The organism is Flavobacterium lacisediminis, from assembly GCF_025909975.1.
Taxonomy (GTDB): domain Bacteria; phylum Bacteroidota; class Bacteroidia; order Flavobacteriales; family Flavobacteriaceae; genus Flavobacterium; species Flavobacterium lacisediminis.
The window spans coordinates 385793-406462 of record NZ_JAPCIO010000001.1 but is presented as its reverse complement, the minus strand read 5'-3'; the positions used below and the strand labels follow the sequence as shown (position 1 = coordinate 406462).

The following is a 20670-nucleotide window of genomic DNA, read 5'->3' as shown; positions in this document are numbered from 1 at the left end:
CTAAACGATTCCTCTAAAAACTGAATTTCTCAACAATACCTCAACACCTAACAACACAAAAGCAATTAAAACAAAAGGTTTGTATTTTTCATCGTAATTGTAGAATTTCTTCTCGTCAATTTCCGTGGTTTCTAACTTATTAATTTCGTCGTATATGGCTTGTAATTTTTTATTCGATGTTGCTCTAAAATATTTCGCATCGGTTGCTTTTGCAATTTCTTTCATCAGTTTTTCATCAATTTCTACTGGCATCATTCTGAAAACTAATTTTCCATTGGCGTCTTTTGCCACAGGAAACATCGCTTGTCCGTTTGTTCCAATTCCGATCGTATATACTTTTATACCGTATTCTTTTGCGATTTCAGAAGCAGTTCTTGGGTCGATTGTTCCTGAATTATTCACACCATCTGTCAATAAAATGATGATTCTACTTTTCGCTTTGCTGTCTTTTATTCGGTTAATAGCTGTTGCTAAACCAACACCAATTCCGGTTCCATCTGCAATAATAGAATCATCGTATTCGATGGTTTTTAACGATTGTAAAATGATGGTTTTATCTGAAGTTACAGGAGTTCTCGTATAACTTTCCCCCGCATAAACAACTAAACCAATTCTATCGTTAATTCTATCTTGCACAAACGTTGAAGCTACTTTTTTCAATGCTTCTAGACGATTTGGTTTTAAGTCATTGGCCAACATACTACTCGAAACGTCGATTGCCATTACAATATCAATTCCTTTTGTGGTTTTCGATTTTGAAGTTACATCAACGCTTCTTGGTCTTGCTAATGCTATGATTATTGAACTTAATGCTATTATTCGTAACACGTATAAAAACGGTTTCGCTTTGGCTAAAAAAGTTCTGTTTTGTTTGAATGGTTCCAACGAACTCATTTTTACCGTTGCTGAAAGTTGGTTTCTTTTATAAAACAACCAAGCTATTGCAATCGGCAAAACCAAAAACAACCACAAAAATTCCGGATTTAAAAAGGTTACTTTCCCCATTATTTTGCTGCTTTTCTTAGTTCGATTGAATTCTGAATTTTCTCTATAATTTGTTTCGCATGTTCGTCTTCTTCTTTATAAATTAAGAAGAATTCCTGAGCGCCACCTGGTTGAGCTAAAACCATAATTTCATATTCCATTTTCACATCTTCTTCTCTCACAGGATCAAAAGCAGTAAATGTTCCGTAGGCTTTTTTACCCGAAAGTCCTTTTACATTTTCGAATTCGCCTGTTTTTACAATAATATTTTTAGCTCCAAATTTTTCTAATTCTTTTAAATCCGTTTCAAGAGCTACATCTAAATCTAGTTTTGTAGTGTCTTTAAAAGCGGTTGTGATTAAAACAATAGAAAAATTATCAATAATACTTCCATACATAAATCGACTATTCGATTTTACATTTTCAGGAAGGTTATTCTGAATTTTCTCATCGTTTTTACGTTTTAAAACTCTTGGAGTTGAAATAATAATTGCAGGTTCTCCATATTCTGACGTTATCCATTCTTTCTCTAACAATTCTTCGGTAGAATGTCCAATGTAATTGTCTTTGATGAAATCGAATCCAACTGTGTAACCGAAAATTACAACTGAAGCCACAAATAAAAACATCGAAATTCCGATAGACATCACTAAACGTTTGAACTTTTGTTTTTGCATTTCTTTCTTGCGAACTTCTTCTGCAAAAAGGATTGCAGCTTGGTCTTCGGTTCTTGGTAAAGCCTTATCGATTATTAACAAAAACTTATCGATGATTTTTTTATCGGTTTCAATTTCAAACAACATAGGTTGCGATTTAGCGAATTTTACTAAATCCGAATTTTCTAAAACGCGACTGAATTTTTCTAAATCTTCACGATTTACAAACATTTTCTTGTCTTTAATCGCTTTTTTTAGGGATTCTATTAATTCACTCGAAGTACTTTCCATTGCTGGAATATGAACCGATTCCTCGATGTACGTTCTGGTAATATCAGTCATTTCAGAATAGTATTCTTTGACATCACCGCGTTGTACTAATTGTTTTTTATCTAAGTTTTGAAGATACGCAATCGCTTTTTCAATTGGCGAAGCGAAAAATTCTTCTTTTTGTTCTTTGTCTTTTTGGAATCTTTTGATGATTAAGTACGAAGCAAATCCAGATGCGATAATCAACACCAATAAAATCAGTAATTTCCACCATTCGCTCATCGATTTTTCTTCGGTAGCGATGATATCTTTGATGTCGTACATTTGTTGTTTGGTAGTATCAACTTTTACATCGTTTACCAAAATCGAAAGCGAATCAGTACGAAATTCTTTTTGATTGATTTTTACCAATAATTTCGGAATCACATAGCGTCCCGAATCAAATTGGGTTAACCCGTATTTTTTGATTAATTCGTATTCATTGTCGTTTTTTATGGTGTCAATTGGATAGGATTCTAATATTTCTAAAGCACCAAAAAACTTTCCAGCAGGAAAAACCACTTTATCTTTTTCGTTTACTTTTGCTTTGATGGTTAAATTGAATTGCGATCCAATTTTAATTTGGGTAGAATCAATAGAAGACGAGATTTGTTGAGCAAAACCCAAAAATCCGAACAATAAAGCAATATATAAGTAAAGTTTCTTTTTCATTTTTCTTAATTACGCGCTTTAAAATAACCTAATAATTTGGTTACATAGCTTTCATCCACTCTTGAACTAATTGTTCCTGCTCCACATTTTGAAAAAATATCTTTGAAATAATTTACGTTTTCACGATAGTATTTTTCGTAATCCATTCGAACTTTATTTGATGTTGTATCTACCAAAAGTGTTTCTCCTGTTTCAGCATCAATCATATTTACAATTCCAATGTTTGGAATACTTTCTTCTCTTTGGTCAAAAACTCGAATTCCAGTTACATCATGACGTTTTGAAGCAATTTTCAACGTGTGTTCGTAATCTTGCACCATGAAATCGGAAATTAAAAACACAATCGCTTTCTTTTTCAAAACGCTTGATAAATATTTCAACGCTTGCGATAAATCGGTTTTTTTGCTTTTCGATTCGAATTCGATTAACTCGCGAATGATTCGTAAAACATGCGATTTTCCTTTTTTAGGCGGAATAAACAATTCGATTTGGTCCGAAAATAAAAGTAAACCAATTTTATCATTATTTTGAGTAGCCGAAAACGCTAATGTCGCTGCGATTTCGGTAATCATATCTCGTTTTAACTGATTTTTTGTACCAAAACTCTCCGAACCTGAAATATCAACCATTAACATCATGGTTAATTCGCGTTCTTCTTCAAATACCTTTACGAAAGGTTCGTTATAGCGCGCGGTTACATTCCAATCGATAGCTCTTACGTCATCACCGTATTGGTATTGGCGTACTTCTGAAAAAGTCATACCGCGTCCTTTAAAAGACGTATGATATTCGCCCGAAAAGATGTGATCACTCAATCTTCGGGTTTTGATTTCAATTTTTCGAACTTTCTTTAGAATTTCTTTGGTATCCATTTCTATTAGTTGGCAGTCGCAGTTGACAGTCGCAGTTTAAAAACAGTATTATCTGAAAACTGAGACTGAACACTGATAACTAAATTAAGGCACTTCAACTTCGTTAACAATTCTGCTAATAATGTCTTCTGTAGTTACATTTTCAGCTTCAGCTTCGTATGTGATTCCGATTCTGTGACGTAATACATCGTACACAACGGCACGAACGTCTTCTGGAATTACATAACCTCTACGTTTGATGAAAGCGTAACATTTAGCAGCAGTTGCTAAGTTGATACTTCCACGTGGCGAAGCTCCAAAACTGATTAATGGTTTTAGACTTTCTAATTTATATTTTTCTGGATAACGCGTTGCAAAAATTAAATCTAAGATGTATTTCTCGATTTTCTCGTCCATATATACTTCACGAACAGCTTCTTGAGCTCTTAAAATTTGTTCAATAGAAACCACTTGGTTTACTTTTTCAAAAGCGCCTTTTAAGTTTTGACGAATTACCAAACGCTCGTCTTCCATTTTTGGATAATCGATAACGACTTTCAACATAAAACGGTCAACTTGTGCTTCTGGTAAAGGATAGGTTCCTTCTTGGTCAACCGGATTTTGCGTTGCCATTACTAAGAACGGTTTGTCTAACTTAAACGTTTCATCACCAATAGTAACTTGCTTTTCTTGCATCGCTTCTAACAAAGCCGATTGCACTTTTGCAGGAGCACGATTAATCTCATCGGCTAAAACGAAGTTAGCAAAAATTGGTCCTTTACGAATGGTAAAGTCGTTTTGTTTGATATTATAAATCATGGTTCCTACAACGTCTGCAGGCAATAAATCTGGTGTAAACTGAATACGACTGAACGAACCGTGAACGGCTTGAGAAAGCGTATTAATTGCTAAAGTTTTTGCTAATCCGGGAACTCCTTCTAATAGAATGTGTCCTTGTCCTAAAAGTCCAATTAACAATCGTTCTACCATTTGTTTTTGACCTACAATAACTTTGTTCATTTCCATTGTAAGCAAATCGATAAAAGCACTTTCTCTTTCTATCTTTTCGTTGATTGCTCTTATGTCTAATGCAGCAGCATTTTCTTCCATATCTTGTGTTTTTTTCGAGGTACAATTAAGTTCAAAATTTTAACATTTCAAAATTGAAAAAAAATTTAGTGGTTTGTTGTTAATAATTGGTTAAAAAAACAAAGGCAACTACCTGAAATAGCTGCCTTTTTGAGAATTTTATGATACTTTAACTTAATTACTTCTATTTAATCAGAAATTGTACTGGTTCCGGTATCGGTATTTACTCCATTCACAACCACCACATTTTCAATAATTAAAGGTGTGAAAGTAGATGCTGGATCTGGTGTTAATGTAAGTGTATAAGTTCCTGCTGGTATTCCGTGAAGATAAAATACCCCTTCCGAATCTGTAAGAGCAGTAACCTCAACACTGCCTACCATAACTGAAGCAGATACCTGATAAACCCTGAAACAACAGTTCCTGAAATAGAACCCGAATTTGCTACTGAGCTAACTCTTAAAACGGGACTTAAATTAAAAATACCCGAACCACCAGCTTGTACCACTATAGATCGATTTACATCGAAATCTATCAAAAAATCATACGTGAAATTTGGTTCAAGTGTTTGATTTACTTGCAATTTTAAACCTGATTGTTGTGAGCTTGGTGTGTTCAATGGGTAAGTTATTCCATCTTTTACCACCGTATTATTATCCCCTAAAATCAATCTAATTTGACCTAAAAACCCTGAAGGAATTTGACTATCCGACAAAGAAGCTGTAACTCCCCCTGTTAAATCGAGTAGATTGTAAATTCCTGGATTAGCAATTCCTATACTTACCCATCCATTTTCATCTGTTCCATTAGAATTTTTTATTTTCACATCAAGTATTTCAACATTAACTTCGTCATAATCTCCCGGATTATCGGTTATACCTACTTTAATTCTTGAAGTTCCTGGAGAATTGTCATCCGAATCAGAACAACTTAAAACAAAAACGCTCAGAACAAGAATTGAAAAACAACTTAATAAAATTTTTTTTAAATTTTTCATGAGACAAATGTTTAAATTAGTATATTCATAATGTCATTTTGACATCATACAATTATATATAAACAACGCTATATCAATTATTTATTATAAAATTTAACACCAAAACACAAACTTTATGAAAACTTTGTCAAGAATAATCGCAGGAACAATGAATTGGGGTATTTGGGACAAAAACCTAAGTACAACAGAAATGGCACATTTGATTAATCTTTGTATCGAAAATAAAATCACCACTTTTGATCATGCCGATATTTATGGAGATTATACAACCGAATCACAGTTTGGAAAAGCATTTAGCGAAAGTAAAATTTCAAGAGATAAACTACAATTGATTACCAAATGCGGTATTCAACACACAAAAGGAAGAGAAAATAAAATCAAACATTACGATTATTCTGCAGCATATATCATTTGGTCGGTAGAAAATTCATTGAAAAATCTACAAACAGATTATTTAGATGCTTTGCTTTTACACCGACCAAGTCCATTAATGCAAGCTGATGAAGTTGCCGAAGCGGTTGAAAAATTAAAATCGGAAGGAAAAATTAAATCGTTTGGTGTTTCTAATTTTACACCTTTTCAAACGGAACTTTTGCGTCAAAAAACTGAAATTTCGTATAATCAGGTTCAGTTTTCAGCAACACATCATGAAGCTATGTTAGACGGAAGTTTTGATTATATGCAGATTCACAATATTCAGCCAATGGCGTGGAATCCTTTAGGAACTGTTTTTAGAGAAAATACGGAGCAAACTTTTAGATTGAGACAACTTCTTGCCACTCTTGTAGATAAATACCATGTAGGTTCTGATATTATTTTATTAGCTTGGATTTTACAACATCCGGCAAATGTTTCACCTGTGGCGGGTACAGTAAATGTGGCGCGAATTCAGCAATTATCAAAAGCTCATAGTTTAGAATTAGACAAACAAGATTGGTTTGAAATTTGGACAACAAGCATGGGAAATAAGGTTCCTTAAAAAAAGTAACTACTAAAAAATGATAAACAAACGCTTACTTATCAAAAACATTCTATCTCATCACGATGAGAACAGTTTTTATGATAAGAAGCGTCAGTTGAATTTGCACACTAAAGAAGGAAAAGCGAAATTTTTAAAACACATTTGTGCGCTTTCGAATTCTAATCCGAGCAACAACTCATACATAGTGGTGGGTGTGGAAGATGAATCGAATGAAATCGTTGGTGATGACTTTTTTGATGATAGCCGAATTCAGAATTTGGTGAATGCTTTTTTGGAGAATCCGCCTAAAATTCAGTACGAAAATGTGCCTTTTCCTAATCTTCCAAAAGATAAAGTGGTAGGATTGGTTACGATAAAACCTAAATCTAAAACTTCTTATTTTAAAAAAGGAATTCACACCATTGAAGCCAATAGTACTTTTGTTAGAAAAGGGAGTAATACTTCGCCTACGAAAGAGAAAATTCCATATTCGAAACAGAATGTTGAAACAGTTATTAGCATAGAAAATAGCTCACGTAATAGCATTGCGCATACGTTAGAAAGTGTTTTGGATTTCATCAACAATCGCCATAAAGACATTCCTTCTAACTATCTTGTTTTTAAAGAATTGTTTGTGGTTTGCTGGGCCGGAAATAAGAAGAAGATTCGAGATAAAGTATATTACTCGAGAGTAGATATTGAGTTGATTAATGAACAAGTAAAATTATTTTATTCAGCATTAGATGAAGTTAACATTGAATATGATGATAGTACGTTTTCTATTACCGAATACGTTTCTTTAGGGTTAAATGATAAAACCAGTTATTATCCGTTTGAAAAAGTAACATTAACTTTTTTTGATAATGGCTATTACAAAATGAATTCGGAAATGTTATTTGAGCCACCTCAATACAACCGAAAAATGTTGCATCATATTTATAATTCAAATTTGACCTTATTAGGAAAACTTCAAAAAGGATTGCCTTTACAAGAATCAGAAAAAAGAGATTTGGAGAATTTACCTCACATTCTAATGATTTGTTACTTGAATGGATTTGATGAAGCGAAACAAAAACTAATTGATGCTAAACCTTTTTTGAAATCACTAGAAAATCCTATGATTTATATCTCATTTAAAGAAGTAATGCGAATTTTAAGAAAAATGAAATACGATTAATACAGCTTTTTGTTTTTTATAAAAAGGATTAAAACCAAATAAGAAACAAAAAGAAAAACCCCTAAAATGTAAATCAATTCAAATTGTGCATGATACCCTATGCATTTGGAAAGCAATGTACTACTCTCTAAAAAGAGTGTATTGTACGTTAAATCGATAACAGTATAAAGCCATATTAAACTCAAGAACAACAAAAACAGCAATATTTTAGTGTATAGTTTCATCCTTTATTTATTATAGAAATTACATTGTAAATGTAAGGACGCTTTTTGGATGGGTTGCTGTAGTTTTTCTGCAGTTTATGTTAAAATTTCATATCAAACCTCTTTTTTTTGCTTCTTTAATAATGTCCTCATCAGAACCTTTTTCAATATTAAAGAATTCTTTTATATGCGCCTTCCTTTTATCAATGGCGCTCAGCGTGATGTTAATATATTCGGGCATATTTTTAGTCTTTATACCCTGTGCAAGTAATGTTATGATTTGCTGATAATGTTCGTCTAATAAAAAATCATTCGCCATTAAATCATTAATGTTTTGTTGAACCGTTCGGCTTCTGTATTTATTTCCAATAACAATTTGATGAAATGCGTTTAAAAGTTCTTCTGCTGTAAAATCGCTTTTAACTAAAAAACCTTCGGGTTCAATTTCTCTATGAATTTTATAAAGCAAAAAAGATTCGATATGAGAAGTTAAAATTACAATTTTCGAACTTGGCATGTACATTCTAACCAAAGTAGCTAAATCGTGTCCTGAGTGAATTTTTTGCTCTGGAAAAGCAGGCAAACTCAAATCGATAAAAACAACATCATAGGCTAATTTACTTTGGATATCAGTAATTAAATAATAAGCACTTTCACAATTATAAGCTGGCGTAACCTGAATTTCATAATCCAAATCGTTGAATGAAAGAATGCTCTTATATCCTTCTATCATGGAAGGATGATCGTCTATCATTAAAATATTTAGCTTTTTGTTTTCCAAGTTTGAATGCGTTATTTGACTTTATAATTTGACTTTTAGTTGAACTTTGGTTCCTTTGTTTGTTTCAGAAGTTATTTTTAGTTTTCCGTTTATGGATTCTGCACGACTTTCCATGTTTTTTAATCCGATTCCTGATTTTGATTTAGAAACTTTAAATCCTACTCCATTGTCAATTATGTACAAATATAAAAATCCCTCTTCAATGTATAAACTTAGTGAAATTTTTGTTGCTTTTGCATGTTTGTTAATGTTATTCAATGTTTCCTGAATAATTCTATAAACATTCATTTTTATAAGAGCCGAAATTGTTTCAATCGTTTCATCTGGAGCGATTAAACATTCACATTCGGTTTGATAGGTTTCTTTTTGGTTTTGCAATATTTGTTCTAACAAACTACGATAACTGCCTTTGGCAAAAAAAGCGTCATTATGCAATTCATGCGCGATAGTTCGAATTTCTTTTTCGATATTCTGAATACCATTAATATGTTCTAAACATTTTTGAATGGTTTCATCATCCCTTTTTTTAGTTAAAACAAACAAATTGAGTCGTGTTCCCGCCAATTTATTCATTACACTATCATGAAGTTCTTGAGAGATTCGTAATTTTTCTTTCTTTTTTACTTCGTCTATTTCATCTTGTTTGTCCAACATCAGTTTATAAATTTCTTCATTCGCTTTTTGTTGCTCTTGACTGAAAAGTAATTCTTTATGCTTGCTGCGTTGATACAAAATAATATAAAATAAAATTCCAAAAGAAAACACCAAAAGAGAGGAAACTAAGATGATTCTAAATTGATTTGAAATGGCTTCTTTTTCTACAATTATTTCGTCCGTTTCGTATTCTATTCGAGCTAACTTATTACGTGTAAGTCTTTCTTGTTGTTGTAAACTATCACTAAGTTTAATGTATTCTTTAGCGTATTTTAACCCTTCTTTAGGTTTTAATTTAGTAAAGAAATCGAGAGTGGTTAAAACTTCTTTGTTGTAGTTAGACTCTTTAGCCAGACTATTGGCTTCTTGATTGTATTGAAGCGCAGTTGTAGTATCTTTTTTGGATAGGTAATATTCTGTTAGATGGATTCTGCTGTTAATTCTACTATAAATATCCCCAATTTCATCGCTAAGTTCTAACGCTTTTTTGAAATCTTTTAAACCTTCATTTTTATTTATTTTAAAACGGGAATAAGCATAATTATCTAACAAAGAGGAATGCAATACAGGTTGAATTTCTCTAAGATTATTAATTTTTAATCCTTCTGTAAAAATTTCACTAGCTTCTTTAAATTTACCTAAATTTAAATATACAAAACCAATATTGTTTAAAGCTTGTGCTTGAAGTAATGGTCTATAATTTTTATCTTCTATTTTTCTGATTTGCGCTAAAGATTTTTGATGGTATTCTAGTGCTTTTTTGTAATTTTCTACAGCTAATAAAGAACGCCCTAAATTTGCATAACATTCAAAAACTAAAATTGGGTCATTTAATTCATTGGCAATATTTAAGGCAATAATTGTTTCTGATTCGCAACTCAAAAAATCTTTCTCATATAACAAAATATAAGCCTTATGTAATTTAGTATTTGCAAGATTAAGCTTATCCTCTATTTTTTTATATATTTTTTCTGCTCCTAAGTAGTAATAATAGGCGCTATCGTTTTTAGAAAGAGAAAAATAATAGTCCCCGAGATAATATTCTGCTTTGGCAATATTTAAAGAATCATTATTGGATTTAGAAAGAGCTAAAATTTTATTAGTTGTTTTTTTATATTTTTCATTTTCTGACAACATAAAATAGCGATTAGCTATTCTAAAATAATTACTAATTTTCATAGAATCTGTACTACTTGCTCTATGAATAATAATTTCAGCAGAATCAATATATTTTAATCGAATTTCTTTGTCTAAATTTACATTTGAACTGTTTTCAAAACAGGAATCTAATTTTTTCTGAATATCAAGATTTTTCTCATTTGAATTGCATCCAACGAGAAAAAAGAAACTAAGAAAAATCACAGCCTGTTTCAATTAAAAATATTTGTTTGTAAACAAAAATACTATTAAAAGATAATTATTAATCCTTTTTTACAATAATTATAGGTATTCTGCTATTTAATGTGTTATCTACATTTATTTTTTCAATATTTTCAATTTTATAAGCCATTACTTTTTTTATTGAATCATTTTCTTTGTTATTGGATATATTTGACAAAAACAAAGAACTTACAATTACTACTACCATTGTTTTCATAATTTATTATGTTTTAAAGTTATTAATCTCTTTTTATTATAACAGGTGGTGTATTATCAGCTTCCGTAGCTAATGAATCTGTAGGAACTACATCCCCATCCTTAAATTGCGCATTTTGAATATTTTCTGTTACTTTTACACTTTGTTCAAGTGCGGCATCATACTCGTCTGTTGTGCATGAAAAAAAGGTAGAAGCTACTAATGCTAAAGCAAATAATTGAATTGAATTTTTCATAATGTTTTGATTTTGAAAGTGTTTGTTTGTTATTTTTTGGTGTTTTTTATCTTAAAGAACAAAATTAAAGCCCATGGAAACATAAATTGCTGTAGTTTTTCTGCACATTTTGTTAAAATTTGAGTCAAATTATACTTAATTATGAGAAAATTCGTACTTGGAGATATTCATGGTGGATTAAAAGCAATTCACCAAGTTTTAAAAAGAGCTAAGGTTACCCAAATGGATACTTTAATTTTTTTAGGGGACTTTGTTGATGGTTGGAGCGAATCTCCAGCTGTTCTGGATTTTTTAATAGAATTACAAAAACAACAACCTTGTATCTTTATTCGTGGTAATCACGACGAACTTCTATTAGATTGGTTATTAGGTAATAACGAAAATATTGATGAAAAATTGTGGTTTCAACATGGTGGAGAAGCAACGGTTTTATCCTATCAAAATATCGACACTGATACGAAAGAGAAACACATTCAATTTTTACAATCGCTTCAAAATTATCATTTAGATAATGAGAACCGACTGTTTATTCACGCTGGCTTTACCAATATGAAAGGTGTGGAGCACGAATTTTTTAAACCTTTATTTTACTGGGATCGAACACTTTGGGAAACCGCTTTATCATTGGATAATAAACTCTCAAAAGATGCGATAACGTATCCTAATCGATTAAAAATTTACAAAGAAATTTACATCGGTCACACACCAGTTACTAAAATTGACGAAACAATTCCGGTAAATAAATCTTGTGTTTGGAATATTGATACTGGTGCTGCTTTTAAAGGTCCCTTAACTATTATGGATGTTGACACAAAACAATTTTGGCAAAGCGACTCATTACCAGATCTGTACCCTAACGAAAAAGGAAGAAATTAATTTATTCGTATATTTGTACTCAATTTTAATTATAATACGATGAAAAAATTTTTAGCCGTAATTTGTTTATTAGCCGCAATCCAAGTCTCTAATGCGCAAGTTTTTAAAGGAAAAGGAGATACTAAATTTCAAGTTGGAGCCAACTTACAAGAAAAAGGTTCAGGAATAATTGCAACTTATGATAGAGGAATAGGCACAAACATGTCGTTTGGTTTTACTTCTTTATATTTATTAGGAATTGAAGAAGTAGCTGGTGAAAAACCAAATTTTGACGATCGTTTTGATTTAAGAGCTCGTTTTAGCGCCAATATTGCCGATGTTTTTGGAATTGAAAAAAAAGTAGACGTTTATCCTGGTTTAAATATTGGAATTAAAAATTTTGGAGCTCATTTAGGTGCTCGTTATTTTATTACCGATGGTTTTGGTTTATACTCTGAAATTCAGTTACCGATAGCACATTACGATAATAACCCTGTTGGATTTGAAAAATATAACAATCAGTTTAACTTCTCAATTGGAGCTTCTTTCAATTTATAAAAAATTGTAAAAAAACGTATTAAAGGAAGTCGAAATGGCTTCCTTTTTTTATTCGGGTTGTAGTAAAATGGTTCTTTGTTGTGGGATAACGTGACAAACATCGGACGTAACACTTATTACCTCTGAAATGTACGTTACATAACCCGTTTTTGAAACCGTAATTGTATAATTTCCTTGTCTTTCATAAGCACCTGAAAAAACAGGTTCAGCACTATCAAAACTTTCTAACGTTTCGGAATAACTTCCATCAGTAGCTACAACAGAAACACCTTCGTTTAAGTAAGCATTTGTTTCGGCATCTTTTATGGTGATGTTCAAACCAGCTCGTGCTTCTTCTGTACAAGCAATTCCGTTATCATCTTCGTTACATTGTGTAGCTAATAATAATGGAGCCACAGCTATGATTAAGAGTAATTTCTTCATATTAAGTAGATTTTAATCGAATAATCAAAGATAATTAAATTCAATTTATAACTTTGTCCCAAATTATTTATTTACGTAAAATCCATTCAAAATGAGTGTAATAGAAAAAAAACTGAAAGACCGCAGTGGTTCAGTTTGCGAAATTAGTGGTGCCGAACATGATTTAGTTGTGTACACGTTACCACCTCACACTGCAGAAAGCTTAGAACATTCGGTTTTAGTTGCGAAACATTTAAAAGACCAAATTGAAAACCCAGAAACCATGAATGAAAACGATTGGAGAGGGTTATCAGATAGTATGTGGAATGAGCATTTACCAGTTCAAATTTTATCTTGGCGTATGTTAGCACGTTTAAAAAATACTGATTTATTAGATATGATGTATCTTGACGAAGAAGCATTAGAATGGGCAAAAGCAACCGGTGAAGGCGAAGAAGAAGACGAAAACAAAATTGTACATAAAGACAGCAACGGTGTAACCTTATTAGATGGTGACTCAGTTGTATTAATTAAAGATTTAGATGTAAAAGGAGCTACTTTTACCGCAAAACGTGGAGCTGCCGTACACAACATTAAATTAGTTTGGGATGATGCAAACCTTATTGAAGGTAGAGTGGAAAACCAAAACATTTACATTTTAACACAATACGTGAAGAAAACGAAGTAGTTTTCAATAACTAAAGAAAACAAAAAACCCTGCAATTGCAGGGTTTTTCTATATCCAAAAAGTAACTAATCACTAATTACTTTTCACTAATCACTTTTTTTAGAAATCAAACTTAATACCTTGAGCTAATGGTAACGCTGTTCCGTAGTTAATGGTGTTGGTTTGTCTTCTCATGTAGGCTTTCCATGCATCAGAACCTGATTCACGGCCACCACCTGTTTCTTTTTCACCACCAAAAGCACCACCAATTTCAGCACCAGAAGTTCCAATGTTTACGTTAGCAATACCACAATCAGAACCCGCAGCCGAAAGGAATAATTCCATTTCTCTCATGTTGTTCGTAAAGATAGAAGAAGATAATCCTTGAGGAACTGCATTTTGCATAGCAATCGCTTCTTCAATTGTGCTGTATTTCATTACGTATAAAACAGGTGCGAAAGTTTCGTGTTGTACGATTTCGAACTCGTTTTTCGCTTCAATAATACATGGTTTTACATAACAACCACTTTCGTATCCTTTTCCTTCTAAAACACCACCTTCTACAATTACTCTTCCGCCTTCAGCTTTTGCTTTTTCGATAGCGTTTAAGTAATCTTGAACCGCACCTTTATCGATAAGTGGACCCACGTGATTGTTAGCATCTAATGGATTTCCAATTTTTAACTGTGCATACGCTTTAGCTAAAACGTCTAATGTTTTATCGTAAACACTTTCGTGAACAATTAATCTACGAGTTGAAGTACAACGTTGACCTGCTGTTCCTACCGCTCCAAAAACTGCTCCTACCAATACCATCGATAAATCTGCTTCTTGAGAAACGATAATCGCGTTGTTTCCACCTAATTCTAAGATAGTATTTCCAAAACGCTCAGCCACAGTTTTTGATACGTGACGACCAATTCTTGTAGAACCTGTAAACGATACTAATGGAATACGTTTGTCGTTATTGATTAAATCTCCAGACTCGTTACCAACTACTAAACAGCTGATTCCTTCTGGTAAATTGTTTCTTTCTAATACCGTTTGAATGATGTTTTGACACGCTACACCACATAAAGGCGTTTTTGAACTTGGTTTCCAAATACAAACATCACCACAAATCCAAGCTAACATAGTGTTCCAAGACCAAACCGCTACTGGGAAGTTGAAAGCCGAAATGATTCCAACAATTCCAAACGGATGCCATTGCTCATACATTCTGTGCATTGGACGCTCTGAGTGCATTGTTAATCCGTGTAATTGACGTGATAAACCTACTGCGAAATCACAGATATCAATCATTTCTTGAACTTCTCCAAGACCTTCTTGATACGATTTACCCATTTCAAAAGACACTAATTTTCCTAATGCTTCTTTATGTTTACGTAATTCTTCTCCCATTTGACGAACGATTTCTCCTCTTTTTGGAGCCGGAACCAAACGCCATGTTTTGAAAGCTTCTTCTGCAGCACTCATAGCTGTTTCGTAATCTTCTTTTGTTGAAGATTTTACTTTTCCAATCAAATCTCCTGTTGCTGGTGAATATGATTCGATGATTTTTCCGTTAGAAAACCACTTAGTTCCAGTAGAAGTTCCTTCGTTAATTTCTTTAATGCCTAATTGTTGCAAAGCTTCTTGCATACCAAATTGAATCGCTGCTTCAGATATCATTTTATAACTTTTTATTCGTTTTTTGTTAAATTTTTACAAATGTAAAAAATATATTTTAATAATTGTGTGTCTCAAGTTACACAGCTATTTTTTAACTATTTCTTAGTCGTAAACTTAGGATTGGTTTCCATTACAGTACCGCATTTTTTACACGTTCTTTTTTCTTCTGAATTATAGAACGTACTAAAATGAGGTAAGAAATCTTTTTCTATATCGTGTAATTCGAAATATACTTCGTGTAATTTATGATTGCAATTGTCGCAAAACCAAAGTAAACCATCATTGAATCCTTTTCCAGCGCGTTTTCTTTCGATTACCAAACCAACAGAACCTTCTGTTCTAGAAGGAGAATGTGGCACTTTAGCCGGATGCAAATACATATCACCAGCTGAAAGTTTCATCGCTTTCTTTTTCCCATCTTCCTGAATGTAAACTGTGATTTCACCTTCTAATTGGTAAAACAACTCTTCGGTTTCATTGTAGTGATAGTCTTTTCGTGCATTGGGTCCACCCACAATCATTACAATATAATCTTCCGATTCTACATATAAATTCTTATTACTAACGGGTGGTTTTAACAATGCTTTGTTATCCTCAACCCACTTTTGTAAATTAAACGGTTTTCCTATTGCCATCTTTTTTGCATTTAAAATGTAAAGTTACAGAAAAAGAAAAAGGTTAGCTGCATTTTATTGCAAACTAACCTTATTAAATTATTATCATTGAAATTACTTCACTTCTTTCACTAAATAAATATAAACTGGAAAGTGATCGGAAAATCCAGGAACTCCGTTTTGATTACGAAGTGGGTAGCCTTTATACTGACCTGTTTTCTGTATTAAGAAAGGCTTGTTGTAAATACCTGCTTTCCAATATTTGAAAGAACCATAATCATTTTTGTCTTTAGGGATAAATTGCTGACTTACCATAATTTGGTCAAAAATATCGCCTGAATCTCTATAAAATAAAGTAGCATGACCTTCTTTTGCCATTTGCTCAAAAGGATTGTAAATATCTCTTGGTTCTTTTAATTCTTCTTTTTTCAATTTAGCGCCAATGCCCTGCTTTACACTTTTATTGTATGCTCCATCATTCAAATCTCCCATAGTAATAATTTTAGCATTAGGATTAATTTTAATAATTGAGTCTATTATTTTTCTATTTAATCTTCCAGCTGCTTCTCTGTATGGACTACTCTTTTTCTCTCCGCCAGAACGCGATGGCCAGTGATTCACAATAATATTAATCTCTTCCCCATCTAATAAACCAGTAACTAATAGCTGATCACGAGTGTAGATTCTTTTAGTTTTTTTGTCATAATTAACATTCTCCTCAACTTCTTCTTCTTCTTTTTTGTTTTTTTTATCAGAAGTAGATTCTGATTCATATACATACAAAGGAACATTGATGTAGCTTGTAGGTTGAAAATGTTTTTCTTGATATAAAAACCCTACATCAATTCCACGCTTGTCAGGTGAATCAAAGTGGACAATTTTATATCCTTTATTAATTAAGGTTGGGTGTTTTACTAAATCTTCTAACACACCACGATTCTCAATTTCACATCCCCCAATAATTACTGGAGAATTTTTTTGATTTTCGCTTGTACCTAATTCGATAAGAACACGGCTTAGGTTGTCTAACTTCTTTTTATAGTTTTTTGTATTCCAACCATTAGTAGGTGTATATTCTTCATCGTATGTATCTGGGTTGTTAATGGTATCAAATATATTCTCTAAGTTATAAAATGCTACTGTGTGCACTTTAAATTTTTTATCCTGAGAAAAAGCGCTATTTACAGACAAAATCACGGTAAATACAGCCAAAAGGTGTTTAATTTTCATAAATCAAATGTTATATTAATATCAAGTTTATTACAAATTGGGTGCCAAAGGTAAATAATATTATTAAAAGTTATACATTTGCAGGCTGTTAAGTTTTAAACTACTTAACGTTAAATAAGTATTAATTATAATATTCTTTATGAAAAAACTTGTATTAAGCACTTTACTAGTGCTGCAAGCTGTTTTTGTTTTTGCACAGCAAAATCCAGCCTTAAAAGGTAAGGTTATCGATGCTAAAAGTCAAAAACCATTACAAAATGTAGTTGCAACTATTCAAAGCACGAATCAATCTGCCTTGACTGATTTTGACGGAAATTTTGTATTTCAATCAATTCCTGGTGGAGAACAAGTATTGGTAGTTAAGTCTACAGGATACAACCAACAGACATTCGTGTTAGAGCCAAATAATGGAGAACCATTAGACTTAGGTGTAGTTGTTTTAGAAGAAGACGTTACTTCTGAACAACAATTAAGTTTAGTAACTATTACTGAAAATGACTTAGGAGATGACAACAGTGGGTCGGAAAGTACGTCGGGCTTATTACAAGCAACGAGAGACACCTACCAACAAGCTGCTGCTTTTAACTGGGGGCAATCTCGTTTTAGAATTAGAGGTTTAGATAATGAATATGGTGTTACCATGATTAACGGTTTGTCAATGAACAAATTGTATGATGGAAGACCACAATGGAGTAACTGGGGTGGTTTAAATGATGCAACAAGAAATCAAGAATTCACTATGGGTTCTGCACCTTCAGATTATACTTTTGGTAGTGCTTTAGGAACTCAAGAAATCAACACAAGAGCTTCATTCTACCGTCCAGGTTCAAGAATTTCGATGTCGGGAACAAACACTAACTATAGTTGGAGAATGATGGGAACTCACGCATCTGGTATGAACAAAGACGGATGGGCATTTGTAGTTTCTGCATCAAGAAGATGGGCTGAAGAAGGATACTTTGAGGGAACTGATTATGCTGCAAATTCATTATTTGCAAGTGTTGAGAAAAAGATTAATGACAAACATAGTTTGAATTTAACTTCTATTTATGCTCAAAATAGTAGAGGAAAAAATTCTCCAAATACTGAAGAAGTGAATAATTTAATGGGAATTAAATACAATTCTTATTGGGGATGGCAAGATGGTAAAAAACGTAATTCAAGAGACAAAGATGTTGAAGAGCCAATTACAATGTTATCTCACTACTGGAAAATTACTGAAAAAACAACTTTAAATACAAACGTTGCTTTCCAAACGGGTTCGATTGGTAACTCAAGATTAGATTACCAATTAGGTAATAATCCTGACCCAACTTACTACAAAAACTTACCAAGTTACTTCAGTAATTTAGGAGGCTATACGCAAGACCAATTAACTCAAATTGGAAATACTTTTAGATCAAATTCACAACTTGATTGGAACGCAATGTATATTGCAAATCAAAATAGTGCATTTGCAGGAAGAAGTGTTTACGTTTTATACGAAGACAGAACAGATGACAACCAATTAAGCGCAAACAGTATTTTAAACTCAAGTATTTCAGAAAATGTTAGTTTAACTGCTGGTGCAAATTTTAGAAAATTACGTTCTCATAATCACCAAAACTTATTGGATTTATTAGGAGGTCAATATTTCTTAGATATCGATCCTTTTTACACAGGAAATGCATCTCAATCTAACTTAAACAATCCTAATAGACAAGTTGGTGAAGGAGATACTTACGGATATAACTATTTATTACACGCTTTAACATTTGATGGATTTACACAATTCAAATTTACTTATGACAAAGCTGATTTTTATTTAGCACAATCTTTCTCTAGAACAGAATATCAAAGAGAAGGTCTTTACAGAAATGGAATTTATGCCGATAATTCTTTTGGAAAAGGTGAAAGTATCACATTTGAAAACTTCGGATTCAAAGGAGGTTTAACTTATAAATTAAACGGAAGAAATTATTTTGATTTCAACGGTTTATACCAAACTAAAGCGCCAAGTTTAAGAAACTCTTTCTCAAACGCTAGAATGAATAATGAAATTACTCCAGATTTACAAAGCGAAAGTATTACAAGTGCTGATGCAAGTTATATCTTAAGAGCACCAAAATTCAAAGCACGTTTAACTGGTTTCTACTCTAAAATTCAAAATGCTACAGAAATTTCATTCTTCTACGGAGAAGGAATTGGAAGTGCTGACGATGGTGGTGACGAAGATACTTTCGTTAGCGAAATCGTAACTGGAATTGAGAAACAAAATATGGGTGCAGAACTTGGTTTAGAATACCAAATTACTTCAACTATTAAAGCAACTGCTGCTGCATCTTACGGACAATATATCTATTCTGATAATGCTAAATTAAAAACAAATGATGATGCATTAGCTGCTGCTGGAAATGAAAGCTTAACAGATTTTGGAACTGTTTACATGAAAAATTACCACCAACCAGGTATGCCACAAACAGCGGCATCATTTGGTTTAGAATATAGAGATCCTAATTTCTGGTGGGTTGGAGCAAATGTTAATTACTTAGCTAATAGCTACATTGATTTTGCTAACATTTTAAGAACTGACAACTTCAGTATTGATAGCAGCACAGGAGATAATTACTCTGGAGCTACTCCTGAAACAGTAAGAGATATCTTAAAACAAGAAAAATTTGACAGCTTTACATTAGTAAACTTAACAGGAGGAAAATCATGGAGAATTAGTAAAGCAAATCGTAATACAGTAGGTTTCTTCGCTTCTGTAAACAACGTATTTGATGTAACTTATAAAACAGGTGGTTTTGAACAATCTAGAAAAGCAACTTTCCCAGATTTACAAGCTGATCAAGCTAACGGAACTCCTTCTTTTGGATCTAAATATTTTTACGGATACGGAAGAACATTCTTTGTTAACTTCTACATTAACTTCTAAAAAAATATACTATGAAAATAAAATTTTTAAAAACAATTTTCTTGTTGGCACTTAGTACAAGTGCTTTAACAAGTTGTGTAGGAGATGATGATTATGTTATTCCTACTGTGTATGACTACGCATTTACTGATGGATTTGAAACTAATTGGGCGGGTTGGACAAAATATAGTGTGACTGGGACTCAAGTATGGCAATTAGACACACAGTATGGTAATCCAGGAAATTGTGCTAAAATGTCTGGATATGCTGGAACAAGTAACGCAAATGAAGATTGGTTAATTTCTCCTGAAATTGATTTAAGCGAATTAACTACTGCCTATTTATCTTTTCAAACAGCTTCAAAATTTACTGGAAATGTATTAGAAATAAAAATTTCTTCTGATTATGCTGGAGGAGATCCTAATAGTGCTACTTGGACTGATTTATCTGCTACATTAGATTCTTCTAATAATTATACATGGACTAATTCTGGAAATATAGATGTTTCTTCATTTACTGGCGGAAATGTATATGTAGCTTTCAAATACACATCTACTTCTTCTGCTTCAATGACTTGGGAAGTTGACAATGTTAAAATCACTAAAAACTAA

The 20670-nt window shown here is 32.4% G+C and carries 21 protein-coding genes; 7 read left to right on the top strand and 14 right to left on the bottom strand.

What is annotated here, in order from left to right:
* The 6 genes from OJ995_RS01990 to OJ995_RS01965 form a co-directional block, all read right to left on the bottom strand.
* Positions 1 to 1005, bottom strand: coding sequence for a vWA domain-containing protein (locus OJ995_RS01990; RefSeq protein WP_264367909.1), 1005 nt, complete (start codon positions 1003 to 1005; stop codon positions 1 to 3).
* Positions 1005 to 2621 (bottom strand): BatD family protein, encoded by a 1617-nt coding sequence (locus OJ995_RS01985; RefSeq protein WP_264367908.1) that lies wholly within the window; start codon positions 2619 to 2621, stop codon positions 1005 to 1007. The genes OJ995_RS01990 and OJ995_RS01985 overlap by 1 nt, the downstream gene beginning before the upstream one ends.
* A 5-nt stretch (positions 2622 to 2626) precedes the next feature.
* A complete protein-coding gene (locus OJ995_RS01980; protein WP_264367906.1) occupies positions 2627 to 3493 on the bottom strand; it encodes a DUF58 domain-containing protein in 867 nt (288 codons plus the stop codon).
* 84 nt (positions 3494 to 3577) lie between these two features.
* Entirely contained in the window at positions 3578 to 4582 is a 1005-nt protein-coding gene (locus OJ995_RS01975) for an AAA family ATPase (RefSeq protein ID WP_264367905.1), read from the bottom strand.
* Between the two features lie 167 nt (positions 4583 to 4749).
* Positions 4750 to 4944 carry a hypothetical protein gene (locus OJ995_RS01970; RefSeq protein ID WP_264367904.1) on the bottom strand — a complete coding sequence of 65 codons (195 nt, stop codon included), beginning with the start codon at positions 4942 to 4944 and terminating at the stop codon, positions 4750 to 4752.
* Positions 4938 to 5558, bottom strand: coding sequence for a DUF4382 domain-containing protein (locus OJ995_RS01965; RefSeq protein ID WP_264367903.1), 621 nt, complete (start codon positions 5556 to 5558; stop codon positions 4938 to 4940). The genes OJ995_RS01970 and OJ995_RS01965 overlap by 7 nt, the downstream gene beginning before the upstream one ends.
* Before the next feature lie 115 nt (positions 5559 to 5673).
* Here OJ995_RS01965 and OJ995_RS01960 point away from each other — a divergent pair, with 115 nt between their 5' ends.
* Both OJ995_RS01960 and OJ995_RS01955 read left to right on the top strand, forming a co-directional pair.
* Complete coding sequence (locus tag OJ995_RS01960; RefSeq protein WP_264367902.1) at positions 5674 to 6537, top strand: aldo/keto reductase; 864 nt, start codon at positions 5674 to 5676, stop codon at positions 6535 to 6537.
* 19 nt (positions 6538 to 6556) lie between these two features.
* The gene (locus tag OJ995_RS01955) at positions 6557 to 7696 is read left to right on the top strand and encodes an ATP-binding protein (protein ID WP_264367901.1); all 1140 of its coding nucleotides are present in this window, start codon (positions 6557 to 6559) and stop codon (positions 7694 to 7696) included.
* A 312-nt stretch (positions 7697 to 8008) separates the two neighbouring features.
* Here the strand turns inward: OJ995_RS01955 and OJ995_RS01950 are convergent, their stop codons facing one another.
* From OJ995_RS01950 to OJ995_RS01935, 4 genes are read right to left on the bottom strand one after another with little or no spacing between them, the layout of a single operon-like run.
* Positions 8009 to 8653 carry a response regulator gene (locus OJ995_RS01950; protein WP_264367900.1) on the bottom strand — a complete coding sequence of 215 codons (645 nt, stop codon included), beginning with the start codon at positions 8651 to 8653 and terminating at the stop codon, positions 8009 to 8011.
* A gap of 48 nt (positions 8654 to 8701) precedes the next feature.
* Complete coding sequence (locus tag OJ995_RS01945; protein ID WP_264367899.1) at positions 8702 to 10708, bottom strand: ATP-binding protein; 2007 nt, start codon at positions 10706 to 10708, stop codon at positions 8702 to 8704.
* Between the two features lie 46 nt (positions 10709 to 10754).
* Complete coding sequence (locus OJ995_RS01940) at positions 10755 to 10931, bottom strand: hypothetical protein (RefSeq protein ID WP_264367898.1); 177 nt, start codon at positions 10929 to 10931, stop codon at positions 10755 to 10757.
* 22 nt (positions 10932 to 10953) lie between these two features.
* Positions 10954 to 11166, bottom strand: coding sequence for a hypothetical protein (locus OJ995_RS01935; RefSeq protein WP_264367897.1), 213 nt, complete (start codon positions 11164 to 11166; stop codon positions 10954 to 10956).
* Between the two features lie 141 nt (positions 11167 to 11307).
* Between OJ995_RS01935 and OJ995_RS01930 the strand changes: the two genes are divergently transcribed.
* On the top strand, positions 11308 to 12042 hold the full coding sequence (locus OJ995_RS01930; RefSeq protein WP_264367896.1) for a metallophosphoesterase: 735 nt from the start codon (positions 11308 to 11310) through the stop codon (positions 12040 to 12042).
* A 39-nt stretch (positions 12043 to 12081) separates the two neighbouring features.
* Positions 12082 to 12579: a DUF6646 family protein gene (locus tag OJ995_RS01925; RefSeq protein WP_264367895.1), complete on the top strand. Its 498-nt coding sequence runs from the start codon at positions 12082 to 12084 to the stop codon at positions 12577 to 12579.
* A 48-nt stretch (positions 12580 to 12627) separates the two neighbouring features.
* Here the strand turns inward: OJ995_RS01925 and OJ995_RS01920 are convergent, their stop codons facing one another.
* On the bottom strand, positions 12628 to 13002 hold the full coding sequence (locus tag OJ995_RS01920; protein WP_264367894.1) for a hypothetical protein: 375 nt from the start codon (positions 13000 to 13002) through the stop codon (positions 12628 to 12630).
* A gap of 91 nt (positions 13003 to 13093) precedes the next feature.
* On the opposite strand from OJ995_RS01920, the gene OJ995_RS01915 reads away from it, so the two are divergent.
* On the top strand, positions 13094 to 13669 hold the full coding sequence (locus tag OJ995_RS01915; RefSeq protein WP_264367893.1) for a PhnA domain-containing protein: 576 nt from the start codon (positions 13094 to 13096) through the stop codon (positions 13667 to 13669).
* A 99-nt stretch (positions 13670 to 13768) separates the two neighbouring features.
* On the opposite strand, the gene amaB is transcribed toward OJ995_RS01915, so the two are convergent.
* The 3 genes from amaB to OJ995_RS01900 form a co-directional block, all read right to left on the bottom strand.
* Positions 13769 to 15319, bottom strand: a complete 1551-nt coding sequence (gene amaB, locus OJ995_RS01910) for an L-piperidine-6-carboxylate dehydrogenase (protein ID WP_284698654.1) — start codon at positions 15317 to 15319, stop codon at positions 13769 to 13771.
* Positions 15320 to 15414: 95 nt separating this feature from the next.
* A complete protein-coding gene (locus tag OJ995_RS01905) occupies positions 15415 to 15954 on the bottom strand; it encodes a 3-hydroxyanthranilate 3,4-dioxygenase (protein ID WP_264367892.1) in 540 nt (179 codons plus the stop codon).
* 93 nt (positions 15955 to 16047) lie between these two features.
* Entirely contained in the window at positions 16048 to 17163 is a 1116-nt protein-coding gene (locus tag OJ995_RS01900; protein ID WP_264367891.1) for an endonuclease/exonuclease/phosphatase family protein, read from the bottom strand.
* 139 nt (positions 17164 to 17302) lie between these two features.
* On the opposite strand from OJ995_RS01900, the gene OJ995_RS01895 reads away from it, so the two are divergent.
* Positions 17303 to 20080, top strand: coding sequence for a TonB-dependent receptor (locus OJ995_RS01895; protein WP_264367890.1), 2778 nt, complete (start codon positions 17303 to 17305; stop codon positions 20078 to 20080).
* Positions 20081 to 20091: 11 nt separating this feature from the next.
* On the top strand, positions 20092 to 20670 hold the full coding sequence (locus OJ995_RS01890; RefSeq protein WP_264367889.1) for a choice-of-anchor J domain-containing protein: 579 nt from the start codon (positions 20092 to 20094) through the stop codon (positions 20668 to 20670).

What these genes read in the sequence shown, in the direction of transcription:
- OJ995_RS01935 (WP_264367897.1), bottom strand. Translation starts at nt 11,166, where the DNA reads ATGAAAAATTCAATTCAATTATTTGCTTTAGCATTAGTAGCTTCTACC.
- OJ995_RS01925 (WP_264367895.1), top strand. Translation starts at nt 12,082, where the DNA reads ATGAAAAAATTTTTAGCCGTAATTTGTTTATTAGCCGCAATCCAAGTC.
- amaB (WP_284698654.1), bottom strand. Translation starts at nt 15,319, where the DNA reads ATGATATCTGAAGCAGCGATTCAATTTGGTATGCAAGAAGCTTTGCAA.
- OJ995_RS01960 (WP_264367902.1), top strand. Translation starts at nt 5,674, where the DNA reads ATGAAAACTTTGTCAAGAATAATCGCAGGAACAATGAATTGGGGTATT.
- OJ995_RS01950 (WP_264367900.1), bottom strand. Translation starts at nt 8,653, where the DNA reads ATGATAGACGATCATCCTTCCATGATAGAAGGATATAAGAGCATTCTT.
- OJ995_RS01980 (WP_264367906.1), bottom strand. Translation starts at nt 3,493, where the DNA reads ATGGATACCAAAGAAATTCTAAAGAAAGTTCGAAAAATTGAAATCAAA.
- OJ995_RS01920 (WP_264367894.1), bottom strand. Translation starts at nt 13,002, where the DNA reads ATGAAGAAATTACTCTTAATCATAGCTGTGGCTCCATTATTATTAGCT.
- OJ995_RS01915 (WP_264367893.1), top strand. Translation starts at nt 13,094, where the DNA reads ATGAGTGTAATAGAAAAAAAACTGAAAGACCGCAGTGGTTCAGTTTGC.
- OJ995_RS01930 (WP_264367896.1), top strand. Translation starts at nt 11,308, where the DNA reads ATGAGAAAATTCGTACTTGGAGATATTCATGGTGGATTAAAAGCAATT.
- OJ995_RS01895 (WP_264367890.1), top strand. Translation starts at nt 17,303, where the DNA reads ATGAAAAAACTTGTATTAAGCACTTTACTAGTGCTGCAAGCTGTTTTT.
- OJ995_RS01990 (WP_264367909.1), bottom strand. Translation starts at nt 1,005, where the DNA reads ATGGGGAAAGTAACCTTTTTAAATCCGGAATTTTTGTGGTTGTTTTTG.
- OJ995_RS01975 (WP_264367905.1), bottom strand. Translation starts at nt 4,582, where the DNA reads ATGGAAGAAAATGCTGCTGCATTAGACATAAGAGCAATCAACGAAAAG.
- OJ995_RS01900 (WP_264367891.1), bottom strand. Translation starts at nt 17,163, where the DNA reads ATGAAAATTAAACACCTTTTGGCTGTATTTACCGTGATTTTGTCTGTA.
- OJ995_RS01985 (WP_264367908.1), bottom strand. Translation starts at nt 2,621, where the DNA reads ATGAAAAAGAAACTTTACTTATATATTGCTTTATTGTTCGGATTTTTG.
- OJ995_RS01965 (WP_264367903.1), bottom strand. Translation starts at nt 5,558, where the DNA reads ATGAAAAATTTAAAAAAAATTTTATTAAGTTGTTTTTCAATTCTTGTT.
- OJ995_RS01955 (WP_264367901.1), top strand. Translation starts at nt 6,557, where the DNA reads ATGATAAACAAACGCTTACTTATCAAAAACATTCTATCTCATCACGAT.
- OJ995_RS01905 (WP_264367892.1), bottom strand. Translation starts at nt 15,954, where the DNA reads ATGGCAATAGGAAAACCGTTTAATTTACAAAAGTGGGTTGAGGATAAC.
- OJ995_RS01890 (WP_264367889.1), top strand. Translation starts at nt 20,092, where the DNA reads ATGAAAATAAAATTTTTAAAAACAATTTTCTTGTTGGCACTTAGTACA.
- OJ995_RS01970 (WP_264367904.1), bottom strand. Translation starts at nt 4,944, where the DNA reads ATGGTAGGCAGTGTTGAGGTTACTGCTCTTACAGATTCGGAAGGGGTA.
- OJ995_RS01940 (WP_264367898.1), bottom strand. Translation starts at nt 10,931, where the DNA reads ATGAAAACAATGGTAGTAGTAATTGTAAGTTCTTTGTTTTTGTCAAAT.